The following is a 12492-nucleotide window of genomic DNA, read 5'->3' on the forward strand; positions in this document are numbered from 1 at the left end:
CCTTCAAGGAGAGAGTCATGAGAAAGTTGAAGTCCCTCTTCACCATTGCTGCGACGGCCCTCGCCGTCCTTGCCGCACCGAACGTCGCCAAGGCCGACAAGCTCCAGGACGTGCTCGGCGCCGGCAAGATTCGCGTCGGCATCCTCACCGATGCGGCGCCGTGGGGCTTCAAGGACGACAAGGGCGAGATCGCCGGTCTCGACGCCGATCTTGCAAAACTGATCGCCGCCGACATGGGCGTGAAGCTCGAGCTCGTGCCGGTGACGGGTGCTGCGCGCATCCCGAGCCTGCTTTCGGACAAGCTCGACATTTTGATCGCTGGTCTCGGCGCCACGCCCGAGCGCGCCCAGCAGGTGATGTTCTCGCAGCCCTATGCGGTGGTGAATCTCGGCGTTTATGGCGCCAAGTCGATTCCGGCGGCAACAGGCAAAAAGCCCGACAATCTGGAAGGCCGCACGGTTGCCGTCGCCAAGGGCACGACGCTCGACGTCTGGCTCACCGACAACGCGCCGAAGGTGAAGCTGGTGCGCTTCGAGGACACCCCGGCCGCGATCGCGGCCTATCTCGCCGGACAGGCCGACAGCTTCGCCGAGAACAGCGCCATTGCGCTGAAGGTGCAGGACCAGAACCCGACCAAGGAGGTCGAGCTGAAATTCCTGATCCGCCAGTCGCCGGCCCATATCGGCGTGCGCCAGGGCGAGCAGAACCTGCTCAACTGGATCAACACCGACATCTTCTTCAACAAGCTCAACGGCAAGCTCGGCGCACTTCAGCTGAAATGGTTCAAGGAAGAGCAGACGCTGCCGACGCTGTGAGTTTTGGACGGGCTCTCGCATCATGTGAGAGCCCACCTTCACGAGGAGAATTGAGATGATCAAACGTTACGTCGTGGGATCGCGCATGAGCCAGGCCGTCGCCGCCGGCGGCATGGTGCACATCGCAGGCCAGGTCGCCGATGACCGCAAGGCCGGCATCGTGTCGCAGACCCAGCAGGTGCTCGCCAAGATCGACGCGCTGCTGAAGGAGGCCGGCACCGACCGCTCCAAGCTGATCGCGGTCAATGTTTTCCTGCCGCACATCACCGACTTCGACACCATGAACTCGGTCTACGACGCCTGGATCGATCCGGCCAACCCGCCGGCGCGCGCCTGCGTCGAAGCCCGTCTCGCCGATCCCGATTTGCGCGTCGAGATGACCGCGGTCGCCTTGCTCTAAAGTTCTCGTCTTTCAACTTTCGGCCGGCGCCGGCAACGGCGCGGCCTCGAGGCCTCCCATGCATACCGGACTGTTTCACGAGATCGATTTCGAGAAGGACCAGAAATGGTCCGGCCATCTCGGCATTCCCTTCTCGATCGACCGCTCCCCCTACTTCCAGCTCAAGATCCCGATCTTCCGGATCAAGAACGGCGCCGGGCCAAAATTGCTCTTGATGGCCGGAAATCACGGCGACGAATATGAGGGCGAGATCACGCTGACGCGGCTGTATCGCCGGCTCAACGCGAAGGACATCAAGGGCGAGGTCACCATCCTGCCCTTCGCCAATTTGCCGGCCGTGATGGCAGCGCGCCGCCGCTCGCCGCTCGACGAAGGCAATCTCAACCGCGCCTTCCCGGGCGATGCCGCGGGTACGCCGACCTTCCGTCTGGCGCACTTCCTCGAGCATGAGCTGTTTCCGCGTCACGACGTCGTCTTCGACATCCACTCCGGCGGCACCTCGATGGCGCACGTGCCGTGCGCGCTGATCGAGCGGCAAGGACCGCCCGAGATGTTCGGCCACGCGCTGCGGCTGATGGAAGGGCTCGGGATGCCCTTCGCGTTCGTCGCCGAGAACGGCGCGACGGCGCCGACCTCGATGGCGGCGGCCGCGCGCGCCGGCGCGATCGGGCTGTCAGGTGAATTCGGCGGCGGCGGCACCGTCACGCCGCAGACCATGGCGTTCACCGCGCGCGCCGTCGACCGCCTGCTGCTCGCGCTTGGCCTCGTCCAGGCGCCCGTGCTGGGGCCGCACGCGCCGGTCGAGCGCGCGACTGAACTGCTGGCCCTGCAGAGCCATGCCCAGGCCGTGTTCGCGACCCGCCGTGGCTGGTTCGAGCCCGCTGTTACCGTCGGAGCGCGGGTCAAGGCCGGCGACATCGCCGGCTGGTATCACGACTTCGAGCGTCCCGAGCTTGCCGAAGAGGTGCTGCGCTTCCCCGCCGACGGCATCGTGATCTCGCAGCGGCTGCACACCGACAGCCAGAGCGGCGACTGCCTGGTCCAGGTCGGTCGCGCGCTGTCACGCGAGGAAGTGATGGCGCGGTGAGCCCTCGCCGCGGGCTCGTTGCACCTCTCCCGCTTGCGGGAGAGGTCGCGCCGAAGGCGCGGGTGAGGGTTTTCTCCTCTTGGGGGTTCTCGATTGTAGAGACACCCTCTCCCCCACTCCTCCCCCGCAAGCGGGGGAGGGAGCGCACCGCCGTCGAGGTTGCAATGAACTCTGATCTCACCATGCTCTAAGCTATGTTGGACTCTTCAGGGATTCGATGACCGATCCGGCAAAGCCAGGTTACGACGACGTCGTGCGCATTCCGGCGCCGCCCGGCCGCAGTAATGCGACCGGACGGCCGCCGCGCATCGAGGAAGTCGCCGAGCGCGCCGGCGTCGCGCCGATCACGGTGTCGCGGGTGCTGCGCCACCCCGAGAAGGTCAACCGCAAGACCCGCGAGCGCATCCTGGAGGTGATCGAGGCGACCGGCTACGCCTCCAACCCGCATGCGCGCGCGCTGCGCTCAGGCCGGTCGAACGTCGTCGTCGCCTTCGTCTCCAACATCCTCAGCCAGCAGTTTGGCCTCGCGGTGCGCAGCTTCGCCGCGACGCTGGAGCTGGAAGGTTTTGAGGTGCTGGTCGGCCAGACCTCCTACTCCTATGCCAAGGAGGTCGCGATGATCCAGTCGCTGCGCGGCATCCGCCCCGCCGCGGTGATGTTCACCGGCGTCATCGAGCTCGAGGAGAACCGCTCAGCGCTGGCCGAGCTCGGCATTCCCGTGATCGAGACCTGGGCGTTTCCGCGCGATCCCATCGACATGCTGGTCGGCCTGCCCAATGCGGATGCCGGCGCCATGGCGGCGCAGAGGCTGGCGGAAGCCGGACATCGCCGCGTCGCCTTCATCGGCCGCAACAGCGGCCGTGGCGCGCTCCGCCGCGACGGTTTTCGCACGGCAGCGGCAAAGCTCGGCCTCGAGATCGTCCATGAGATCGGTGTCGGCGAGATCACGGGCCTCGTCGACGGCCGTGCCGCCTTCACCGCCCTGCTCGCGCGCGGCGTTGACGTCGATGCCGTGTTCTGCGCCAACGATCTGCTTGCGACCGGCGCGCTGATCGAGGCCCGCGCCCGCGGCCTGTCGGTGCCGCGCGATCTCGCCGTGCTCGGCTTCGGCGACAACGACGTCGCCGATCAGATCACGCCCGGCCTCACCACCATCTCGTTCGATGCGGCGGCCCTGGGGCGGATTGCGGGGGAATTGCTGTTGGCGCGCCTCGCCGGCGCACCGGCGGCCGAGCAGCGACTCGCCGTCGAATTGTCCCTGATCGAGCGCGGCAGCGTCTGAGCGTTGCGATTTAGGCGACGCTCTTGAGATCCTGCTGGATCGCGGCCAGCAGGGATTGCAGCGCCGCGCTGTTCACGGGCTTGGCCTCGGCGATCTCGGGCCGAACACTGGCGGACTGCGCGACTTTCACCGGGCGCTTCGGGAACGGTGGCGCCGGCGGCGCGGTTTGCGTGAAATCACCTTCCACCTCGGCATGAACGAACTTGCCATGGATGACGTCGTCGCGGCGGCCCATGACGAACATCGTCGCCCAATAGCCGGCGGCCAGGAGGATTACGCTGAAAATACCAATCTCTAACATCGCAACACCCAAAATATGCGCGATGATTCAATGCCTTCGCCGATCCGTCAATGAACACGCGGTCACACCTGCGGCTTTTGCGGGCAGGTGTGACCATTTGGTGACTCTTTCTTAACTATCCCCACCCGGCATGTGCCTTTGGAGCAACGGGAGTCCGTGTCCCTGTCGCCCTAGGCCCTGTCCGGCCCGACCCGGACCAGCTGCTTGCCGAAATTGGCCCCCTTCAGCAGGCCCATGAAGGCGCCGGGGGCGCTTTCCAGGCCCTCGGTGACGAACTCCTTGTACTTGACCTTGCCGTCGCGGACCCAGCCGGACATGTCGCGCAGGAAGTCGCCATGCCGGGCGGCGAAGTCGGAGACGATGAAGCCGCGGAACGTCAGCCGTTTGGTCAGGGTCGCGCGCATCATGGATGCTGCCCATTTCGGCGGCTTGGCCTCGGTGTCGTTGTAATGGGCGATCAGGCCGCAGACCGGCACGCGGGCGAACGGGTTGAGCAGCGGGAACACCGCCTCGAACACGGCGCCGCCGACATTCTCGAAATAGACGTCGATGCCCTTTGGGCACGCGAATTTCAGCTTGGCCGGAAAATCGGTTTCGCGATGATCGAGGCACTCGTCGAAGCCGAGCTCCTTCACCACGTAGTCGCACTTGTCCTTGCCGCCGGCGATGCCGACCGCGCGTGCGCCCTTGATCTTCGCGATCTGCCCCACCGCCGAACCGACTGCGCCGGAGGCGCCGGCGACGACGACGGTCTCGCCTTCTTGCGGCTTGCCGATGTCGAGCAGGCCCGTGTAGGCCGTCATGCCGGGCATGCCGAGCACGCCGATGGAGGTCGAGATCGGCCCGAGCTTCGGATCGACCTTGATCAGGCCCTTGCCGTTCGAGACCGCATGCGTCTGCCAGCCGGAACGGATGCGGACGATGTCGCCTTTGGCGAAGTCGGGATTGTTCGAGGCCGCGACCTCGCTGACCGCCTCGCCCTCCATCACGCCGCCGATCGGCACCGGTGCGGCGTAGGACGGCCCCTCGCTCATGCGCCCGCGCATATAGGGATCGAGCGAGAGCCAGATCGTGCGCAGCAGGACTTCGCCGGCGCCGGGGGTCGGCGCTGCGAATTCCTCGATGCGGAAATCAGACGGCTTGGGCTCGCCGACGGGACGCGCGGCGAGAACGATGCGCTTGGCTTGGGACATGGCTTCCTCCACTTTTCTGTCATTGCGAGCGAAGCGAAGCAATCCAGCCGCGTCAACACAAAAGGGCTGGATTGCTTCGTCGCAAGGGCTCCTCGCAATGACGAAGGAGAGAGCGGAGCAAACGAAAGGGCGACCTACCCCCCGCCCGGATAGTTCGGGGCTTCGCGCGTGATGGTGACGTCGTGGACGTGGCTTTCGCGCAGGCCCGCGCCGGTGATGCGGACGAAGTTCGCCTTCTCGTGCAGCTCCTTCATGTCCTTGGCGCCGACATAGCCCATGGCGGCGCGCAGGCCGCCGGCGAGCTGGTGCATGACGTTGCCGACCGGGCCCTTGTAGGGCACCTGGCCCTCGATGCCTTCGGGCACGAGCTTGAGCGAGTCCTTGATGTCCTGCTGGAAGTAGCGATCAGCCGAGCCGCGCGCCATCGCGCCGACCGAGCCCATGCCGCGATAGGCCTTGTAGGAACGGCCCTGCCACAGGAAGACTTCGCCCGGCGTCTCGTCGGTGCCGGCGAGCAGCGAGCCGACCATGGCGATGTCGGCGCCGGCGGCGAGCGCCTTGGCGAGATCGCCGGAGAACTTGATGCCGCCGTCGGCGATGACGGGAATGTCGGACTTCTTTGCAGCTTCCACTGCGTCCATGATCGCGGTGAGCTGGGGAACGCCGACGCCGGCGACGATGCGCGTGGTGCAGATCGAGCCCGGGCCGATGCCGACCTTGATGCAATCCGCGCCGGAATCGATCAGCGCCTGCGCACCCTCCGAGGTCGCGACGTTTCCGGCGACGACCTGCACCGAGTTGGACAGACGCTTGATGCGGTTCACCGCATGCAGCACGTGGCGGGAATGGCCGTGCGCGGTGTCGACGACGACGAGATCGACGCCGGCATCGATCAGGCGTTCGGTGCGCTCGAAGCCGGTGTCGCCGACCGTGGTGGCGGCGGCGACGCGCAGGCGCCCCTGCGCGTCCTTGCAGGCGAGCGGATGGGCGACCGCCTTCTCCATGTCCTTCACGGTGATGAGGCCGACGCAGCGATACTGCTCGTCAACGACGAGCAGCTTCTCGATGCGATGCTGGTGCAGCATCCGCCGCGCCTCGTCCTGACTGACGTTCTCGCGCGCCGTGACGAGGCCCTCATGCGTCATCAGCTCGGAGACTTTTTGCCGGCGGTCGGTGGCAAAGCGCACGTCGCGGTTGGTGAGGATGCCGACCAGCTTGCCCGGCGTGGTCTTGCTCGCGCCGGTGACGACGGGAATGCCGGAGATGCCGTGGTCGCTCATCAGCTTGAGCGCGTCGTCGAGGCTGGCTTCGGGGCTGATGGTGAGCGGGTTCACCACCATGCCCGACTCATAACGCTTGACCTGCCGGACCTGGGCGGCCTGCCCCTCGGGATCGAAATTGCGGTGGATGACGCCGAGGCCGCCCGCCTGCGCCATGGCGATCGCCATGCGGGCTTCGGTGACCGTGTCCATGGCCGAGGCCATGATCGGGATGTTGAGCGGAATGGCGCGGGTGACGCGCGAGCGGATGTCGACCTCGCCCGGCATGACGTCCGAAAGGCCCGGCTTCAACAGCACGTCGTCGAACGTAAAGGCTTCGCGGATGCCTTGAAGTTGCACCGTGGCCATCTGCCAACTCCTTCCTGCGGCCCTGCCGCAAATAGCAATGGATGAGCGCCGCCCTCGGCGTACCTTGCGGCATCGCCTTAAGAATCGGAGCCCATCGGTGGGGTTGACGCGGGTCGATAGCACGCCCGCGTGACGAATCAAAGCAATTCGAGCCGCTGGCCAGCCATGCACAGGCTTTTTTAGGGTAAATTCGGGGTGGATAGCCCGTGCGCCACCCACCCGCCGTCGTTCCGAGGGCGCGACGAAGTTGCGAGCCCGGAATGACGAGGCCGAGGGTCACACCGTTGTTACGCGGGATTTAGGTGCTATGCGTCGATCCGCAATGGTCCCGGCCGGGTGGCAGTGATAAGCCGCAAGTCTCGCCCATTCTTCCGATTTTCATTACCAATCCGTCATGGTCGACAAGCAACGCATCATTCCGCTGATCGTGGCCACTGCTCTCTTCATGGAGAACATGGATTCGACTGTCATCGCCACCTCGCTGCCGGCGATTGCGGCCGACATCGGCACCAGCCCGCTGACGCTGAAGCTCGCGATCACCTCGTACCTGCTGTCGCTCGCGGTGTTCATTCCCGCGAGCGGCTGGACCGCCGACCGCTTCGGCGCGCGGATGGTGTTCGCGATCGCCGTCGGCGTGTTCATGGTCGGCTCGGTCGGCTGCGCGCTCTCGACCTCGGTCACCGATTTCGTGTTCGCGCGCATCCTGCAGGGCATGGGCGGGGCGATGATGACGCCGGTCGGGCGCCTCGTGCTGCTGCGCTCGGTGGACAAGAGCGCGCTGGTCAATGCCATGGCCTGGGTGACGGTCCCTGCCCTGATCGGCCCGGTGATCGGGCCACCGCTCGGCGGTTTCATCACGACCTACGCGTCCTGGCACTGGATCTTCCTGATCAACATCCCGATCGGGCTGCTCGGCATCTTCATGGCCTTGAAGTTCATCGATCCGATCAAGAGCGAGACGCAGGAGCCGTTCGATCTCTACGGCATGGTGCTCGCCGGCATCGGCCTTGCCGGCATCGCGTTCGGTCTCTCGGTGGCCGGACTCAACCTCCTGCCCTGGAGCACGGTGGCCGCCCTGGTCGTGGGCGGCGCGATCTCGATGACGCTCTATGTCCTGCACGCGCGGCGGACGGGGTCGCCGGTGCTGGACTTCTCGCTTCTCAAGCTGCCGACGCTGCGCGCGGCGATTCTCGGCGGCTTCCTGTTCCGTCTCGGCATCGGCGCGCTGCCGTTCCTGCTGCCGCTCCTGATGCAGATCGGCTTCGGCCTGTCGCCGTTCCATTCCGGCCTCGTCACCTTCGCTTCCTCGCTGGGGGCCATGGGCATGAAGACGCTGGCGGCGCGGATCATCCGCACCTTCGGCTTCCGCAATTTGATGACGGTGAACGCCATCATCAGCGCCTTCTTCCTCGGCGTCTGCGCGCTGTTCACCGTGACGACCCCGCTGCTGATCATCATGGTGATCCTGGTGGTCGGCGGCTTCTTCCGCTCGCTCGAGTTCACTGCCATCAACACGGTCGCCTATGCCGATGTGGAAGGCCCGCAGATGAGCCGTGCCACCACGCTGGTCAGCGTCAACCAGCAGCTCGCGGTCTCCGCCGGCGTCGCCGTCGGCGCCGCCTCGGTGGAAACGACGATGTGGCTCAGCCATGTCAGCGAGCTCAACGCCGCCGTGTTTATGCCAGCCTTCGTCGTGATCGCGCTGACCTCGGCGACCTCGAGCTGGTTCTTCTGGCAGATGCCCGCCGATGCCGGCCACGAGATCTCCGGCCGCAAGGCGGTGGAGATCGCGAGCCGCAAGGGCGCCGGCAAGGGTGCGGAGAAGGCCGCCGTGAAGGCGGCGACGGAAGATACGCAGGACGTGCGGGATCAGCGGCTGGGGTGATTCCGGCGCTACCATTTCGAGCGAATGACGCCTGACCGGATCAGGCCGGCGTATTTCTCAGTCTCTTCGGCAATCAGCTTCGTAAATTGTGCGGGCGAGCCTTGAATCGGGCTGGCGCCAAGCTCCATGATCTTCGCCCTGATGGCGATGTCGCTGAGTGCCTCATTGATCGTTGCGTTGAGTCGATCGACGATGGCCTCAGGCGTGCCTCTTGGTGCAACTATCCCGAACCAAGATCCGGCCTGATAACCTTGAACAGTATCCGCCGCGATCGGGACGTCGGGCAGATTCTCGGACCGGACTGACGAAGTAACGGCCAGGGGAACGAGTTTGCCGGCCTTTATGTGGCCGATAGAGGACGGCATGGGATCGAACATCGCGTCGATTCGTCCTGCCAGGAGATCTTCCAGTGCAGGCGTCGACCCCAGATAGGGCACGAGTGTCAGGTCGACAGCGGCCATCGATCTGAACAGCTCAATTCCAACGTGCTGCGGCGTACCGAGGCCTGCAAAACCCACCCTGAGTTTTCCTGGATTTTGCTTCGCGTAATTGATGAACTCCCCAACTGTCCGGACTGGAACGGAAGGACTCACTTCGATGACAAGCGGGACGCGATATAGACCGCCAACCGCAACGACGTCGCGGCCAAAATCGAAGTCGAGATGATCGAACAACGTCGCGTTGATCGTGTTGACGGGACCGCAAACGAGGAGCGTGTATCCGTCGGGTGCAGCCCGAACCACGGACCTGGTCGCGACGTTTCCGCTTTCACCTGGAACATTATCCACGTTGAACGGCTGGCCCAGCCGCTCCGACAGCCAGGGAGCGATAAGCCGGCCGGCTATGTCGACCGGGCCTCCCGCGGGAAATCCCACGACAACGCGGCTCCCGCGAGAAGGGTAAGCCTGAGCCGTGGCCATCGCCGGCAAAACCGATGTCACGATTGCCGCCAATGTTGAACAAAATAGGCGCCGTCTCTGCGTGTCCATGTCACGGTCCTTCACTGCCATGAACAGCCCAATAGCCCGGGAGCGCCTGTTGAGCTATGATATGCCAACGTCGATTATGATACCTATAAGGTATGGCATGGATCTCAGGCACCTTCGCTATTTCGTCATGGTTGCAGAGGAAGGGCATATCACGCGAGCAGCAGAGCGGCTCGATATGCAGCAGCCCCCGCTCAGCCGGCAAATCAGCCAGATGGAAAGAGAACTCAAGGTTCAACTCTTCCGGAGGTTGCCGCGGGGGGTAAGTTTGACAAGTGCAGGACAGGCTTTTTTCTCTGAGGCCAAGGCAATCCTGTCACGGCTCGATCACGCCGTCGAAACGGCGCAACGCGCGGCACGCGGCGAGCAGGGAACGCTCTGCGTCGGCGTCGCACCAACTGCCCCCTTCAACCCGCTTGTACCGCTTGCCATCCGATCCTTTCGCGAAACCTTCCCGCTCGTTTCCCTGATCTTGCAGGAAGGATTGAGCAACGAAATCGTCGGCCAGTTCGAGCGAGAGCAGATGGACGTCGCATTCGTTCGCGCGCGACAAATTCACGCGGAAGGCGTCTCGGTTGCCTTGCTTCAGGAAGAGCCTCTGGTCGTAGCACTCCCGAGCCGTCACACACTGGCAAAGACAAGGACAAAACCTCTTCAACTCAGGAGCTTGTCAAATGACTCATTCATCATGATCGGACCGCCTGGTACCGGCTTGTATGACGAGACCATCGCGGCCTGCAGGGCAGCCGGATTTGTTCCCCGTCTCGGGCAGCCGGCGCCGCGAATTACCTCGACCTTGGGTCTTGTTGCGGCGGGACTCGGAATTGCGCTCGTGCCCTCGACACTGCAAAGCGCCCGCATGACCGGGGTCGTATACCGGCGCCTGCAAAACCCTACTCCGAAAGCATTTCTCGGACTGGCGTGGCGGCGAAGCAATCCGTCACCGATCCTCAGGAACTTCCTGAGCCTGGTGCGAGGCATGGCCGAGCGGCACCCAGGCCCCTGAGCATCGCCGAGCAGCAAAAACCGCAAACGAATGTTCGAGAGCGTGACGGTTCGGCGCTATTCGTTCACCGCACCGCGAAACCCCGTCGCCAGCACGTAGCGCTCCGACGAATCCTGCCGGCTTGCCGCCGGCTTCACATGCCGCACCGTTGCAAAGTCGCGCTTGAGCTGGGCGAGCAGATCGGCATCGGCGCCGCTCTGGAACGTTTTTGCCAGGAACGCGCCGCCGGGCTTGAGCACGTCGCAGGCAAACGCGGCCGCGGTCTCGACCAGGCCGACGATGCGGAGCTGGTCGGTCTTGCGATGGCCTGTGGTGTTGGCGGCCATGTCGGACATCACGACGTCGGCGCCGCCGCCCAGCATCGCGGTGAGCTTTTCGGGCGCGTCGTTGTCCATGAAGTCGAGCTGCGCGAAATCGACGCCGGGAATCTCGGGCATTTCCAACAGGTCAATCGCGACGACCTTGCCCTTGCCATCCACGGATCCGACGCGCTTGGCGGCGATCTGGCTCCAGCCGCCGGGCGCAGCACCGAGGTCGACCACGGCCATGCCGGGCTTCAAGAGCCGGAACTTGTCGTCCATCTCCAGCAGCTTGAACGCCGCGCGCGAGCGATAGCCCGCCGCCTTGGCTTTGGCGACATAGGGATCGTTGAGCTGCCGCTCCAGCCACAGCTTCGACGACAGCTTGCGCTTGCCGCCGGTCTTGACCTGGACGTGCAAGCGGCCGGTGGTGTCTTTCGCCATCTCACCAGCTCCTGAGCGCGCCGTCCTCGCGCATCATCTCGACCAGCATGCCCTCGCGCAGGCCCCGGTCGGCGACGCGCAGGCGCGGCAGCGGAAAGGCGTGGCGGATGGCATCGAGGATCGCGCAGCCCGCCAGCACGAGGTCGGCACGCTCGACGCTGATGCAGCTGTTGTTGGCGCGCTCCTCGTAGCTCATGCCGAGCAGCTTGTTGATGGTCGCGGTGATGTCGGAATCGTTCATCCAGATGCTGTCGATGCGGCGGCGGTCGTAGCGCGGCAGATTGAGATGGATGCCGGCGAGCGTCGTCACCGTGCCCGACGTGCCGAGCAGATGCATCTCGGTGAGGTCGCGGCCGTGCTCCTCCGCGAACGGCGCAACGTGGCTGGCGACCTCTCGCTCCATCGCGGCATAGATCTCCGGCGTCACGTCGCGGCCGCCGAACTGCTCGGCGAGCGTGACCACGCCATACGGGATCGACATCCAAGCCTTTATCCGCGGTTCCGGATTGCTGGGATCGCGTTCGATCCGCACCAGCTCGGTCGAGCCGCCGCCGATGTCGAACAGGATGGCGCCGCGTCCCCTGGGGTCGACCAGCGGCGAGCAGCCGAGCACGGCGAGCGCGGCCTCGGTCTCGCGGTCGATCACCTCGAGCTCGATGCCGGTCTCGGCCGCGACGCGGCTGCGGAACCCCTCCGCATTCGCCGCCGCGCGGCAGGCTTCGGTCGCGATCAGCCGCAACCGCCGCGCCTTGCGCAGATTGATCTTGTCGCGGCAGATGCTGAGCGCCGCAATGGCGCGCTCGATCGCGGCCTCGCTGATCGAGCCGGTCGCCGAGACCCCCTCGCCGAGCCGGATGATGCGCGAGAAGGAATCGACCACGCGAAAGCCGTCCTGGGTCGGACAGGCGATCAGCAGCCTGCAATTGTTGGTGCCGAGGTCCAGCGCCGCGTAGACGCCGGTTCCCGGCACCTGCACGGGGACGGCAGGCTCAGTGGCCAACGCCACCGCCGCCATCGACCCCTCCAGCTCACCGTGCGGCGCATGGCCGTCGCGGAGCCGCGTGTGGTCATTCATACAAACTGTCTTTCCGCGGCCGGTCGGGCCGATCTGGAATTGCTTTTTCGCCTGAAACATTAGCAGCGCGGCAGGCCTGCGCAACATCGCA

The 12492-nt window shown here is 65.2% G+C and carries 12 protein-coding genes; 6 read left to right on the forward strand and 6 right to left on the reverse strand.

Going from position 1 to position 12492, the window contains the following annotated elements:
* Positions 1-17: 17 nt before the first annotated feature.
* From N2603_RS26255 to N2603_RS26270, 4 genes are all read left to right on the forward strand, one after another.
* Complete coding sequence (locus tag N2603_RS26255; RefSeq protein ID WP_260384413.1) at positions 18-815, forward strand: transporter substrate-binding domain-containing protein; 798 nt, start codon at positions 18-20, stop codon at positions 813-815.
* A gap of 55 nt (positions 816-870) precedes the next feature.
* The gene (locus tag N2603_RS26260) at positions 871-1215 is read left to right on the forward strand and encodes a RidA family protein (RefSeq protein WP_130362418.1); all 345 of its coding nucleotides are present in this window, start codon (positions 871-873) and stop codon (positions 1213-1215) included.
* Between the two features lie 58 nt (positions 1216-1273).
* Positions 1274-2302: a succinylglutamate desuccinylase/aspartoacylase family protein gene (locus N2603_RS26265; RefSeq protein WP_260384414.1), complete on the forward strand. Its 1029-nt coding sequence runs from the start codon at positions 1274-1276 to the stop codon at positions 2300-2302.
* Positions 2303-2519: 217 nt separating this feature from the next.
* Positions 2520-3584, forward strand: coding sequence for a LacI family DNA-binding transcriptional regulator (locus N2603_RS26270; protein WP_260384415.1), 1065 nt, complete (start codon positions 2520-2522; stop codon positions 3582-3584).
* Positions 3585-3594: 10 nt separating this feature from the next.
* On the opposite strand, the gene N2603_RS26275 is transcribed toward N2603_RS26270, so the two are convergent.
* From N2603_RS26275 to guaB, 3 genes are all read right to left on the reverse strand, one after another.
* Positions 3595-3885, reverse strand: coding sequence for a hypothetical protein (locus N2603_RS26275; RefSeq protein WP_260384416.1), 291 nt, complete (start codon positions 3883-3885; stop codon positions 3595-3597).
* Positions 3886-4055: 170 nt separating this feature from the next.
* Positions 4056-5078, reverse strand: coding sequence for an NADP-dependent oxidoreductase (locus N2603_RS26280; RefSeq protein WP_260384417.1), 1023 nt, complete (start codon positions 5076-5078; stop codon positions 4056-4058).
* A 134-nt stretch (positions 5079-5212) separates the two neighbouring features.
* Positions 5213-6706: an IMP dehydrogenase gene (gene guaB / locus N2603_RS26285; RefSeq protein WP_260384418.1), complete on the reverse strand. Its 1494-nt coding sequence runs from the start codon at positions 6704-6706 to the stop codon at positions 5213-5215.
* A 394-nt stretch (positions 6707-7100) separates the two neighbouring features.
* On the opposite strand from guaB, the gene N2603_RS26290 reads away from it, so the two are divergent.
* Positions 7101-8591, forward strand: a complete 1491-nt coding sequence (locus N2603_RS26290) for an MFS transporter (protein WP_018645776.1) — start codon at positions 7101-7103, stop codon at positions 8589-8591.
* 8 nt (positions 8592-8599) lie between these two features.
* On the opposite strand, the gene N2603_RS26295 is transcribed toward N2603_RS26290, so the two are convergent.
* Positions 8600-9580 carry a Bug family tripartite tricarboxylate transporter substrate binding protein gene (locus N2603_RS26295; RefSeq protein WP_260384419.1) on the reverse strand — a complete coding sequence of 327 codons (981 nt, stop codon included), beginning with the start codon at positions 9578-9580 and terminating at the stop codon, positions 8600-8602.
* Between the two features lie 97 nt (positions 9581-9677).
* Here N2603_RS26295 and N2603_RS26300 point away from each other — a divergent pair, with 97 nt between their 5' ends.
* Positions 9678-10583, forward strand: coding sequence for a LysR substrate-binding domain-containing protein (locus N2603_RS26300; RefSeq protein ID WP_260384420.1), 906 nt, complete (start codon positions 9678-9680; stop codon positions 10581-10583).
* A 56-nt stretch (positions 10584-10639) separates the two neighbouring features.
* Here N2603_RS26300 and N2603_RS26305 read toward each other — a convergent pair whose 3' ends face one another.
* Both N2603_RS26305 and N2603_RS26310 read right to left on the reverse strand, forming a co-directional pair.
* Positions 10640-11326, reverse strand: coding sequence for an RlmE family RNA methyltransferase (locus N2603_RS26305; protein ID WP_260384421.1), 687 nt, complete (start codon positions 11324-11326; stop codon positions 10640-10642).
* Position 11327: 1 nt separating this feature from the next.
* Positions 11328-12401, reverse strand: a complete 1074-nt coding sequence (locus N2603_RS26310) for a Ppx/GppA phosphatase family protein (protein WP_260384422.1) — start codon at positions 12399-12401, stop codon at positions 11328-11330.
* Positions 12402-12492: the final 91 nt, after the last annotated feature.

It is taken from the genome of Bradyrhizobium huanghuaihaiense (assembly GCF_025200885.1).
Taxonomy (GTDB): Bacteria; Pseudomonadota; Alphaproteobacteria; order Rhizobiales; family Xanthobacteraceae; genus Bradyrhizobium; species Bradyrhizobium huanghuaihaiense.

Bases quoted from the DNA above. Each gene is read 5' to 3' on its own strand.
- N2603_RS26255 (WP_260384413.1), top strand. From the start codon at position 18: ATGAGAAAGTTGAAGTCCCTCTTCACCATTGCTGCGACGGCCCTCGCC.
- N2603_RS26260 (WP_130362418.1), top strand. From the start codon at position 871: ATGATCAAACGTTACGTCGTGGGATCGCGCATGAGCCAGGCCGTCGCC.
- N2603_RS26265 (WP_260384414.1), top strand. From the start codon at position 1,274: ATGCATACCGGACTGTTTCACGAGATCGATTTCGAGAAGGACCAGAAA.
- N2603_RS26270 (WP_260384415.1), top strand. From the start codon at position 2,520: ATGACCGATCCGGCAAAGCCAGGTTACGACGACGTCGTGCGCATTCCG.
- N2603_RS26275 (WP_260384416.1), bottom strand. From the start codon at position 3,885: ATGTTAGAGATTGGTATTTTCAGCGTAATCCTCCTGGCCGCCGGCTAT.
- N2603_RS26280 (WP_260384417.1), bottom strand. From the start codon at position 5,078: ATGTCCCAAGCCAAGCGCATCGTTCTCGCCGCGCGTCCCGTCGGCGAG.
- guaB (WP_260384418.1), bottom strand. From the start codon at position 6,706: ATGGCCACGGTGCAACTTCAAGGCATCCGCGAAGCCTTTACGTTCGAC.
- N2603_RS26290 (WP_018645776.1), top strand. From the start codon at position 7,101: ATGGTCGACAAGCAACGCATCATTCCGCTGATCGTGGCCACTGCTCTC.
- N2603_RS26295 (WP_260384419.1), bottom strand. From the start codon at position 9,580: ATGGACACGCAGAGACGGCGCCTATTTTGTTCAACATTGGCGGCAATC.
- N2603_RS26300 (WP_260384420.1), top strand. From the start codon at position 9,678: ATGGATCTCAGGCACCTTCGCTATTTCGTCATGGTTGCAGAGGAAGGG.
- N2603_RS26305 (WP_260384421.1), bottom strand. From the start codon at position 11,326: ATGGCGAAAGACACCACCGGCCGCTTGCACGTCCAGGTCAAGACCGGC.
- N2603_RS26310 (WP_260384422.1), bottom strand. From the start codon at position 12,401: ATGAATGACCACACGCGGCTCCGCGACGGCCATGCGCCGCACGGTGAG.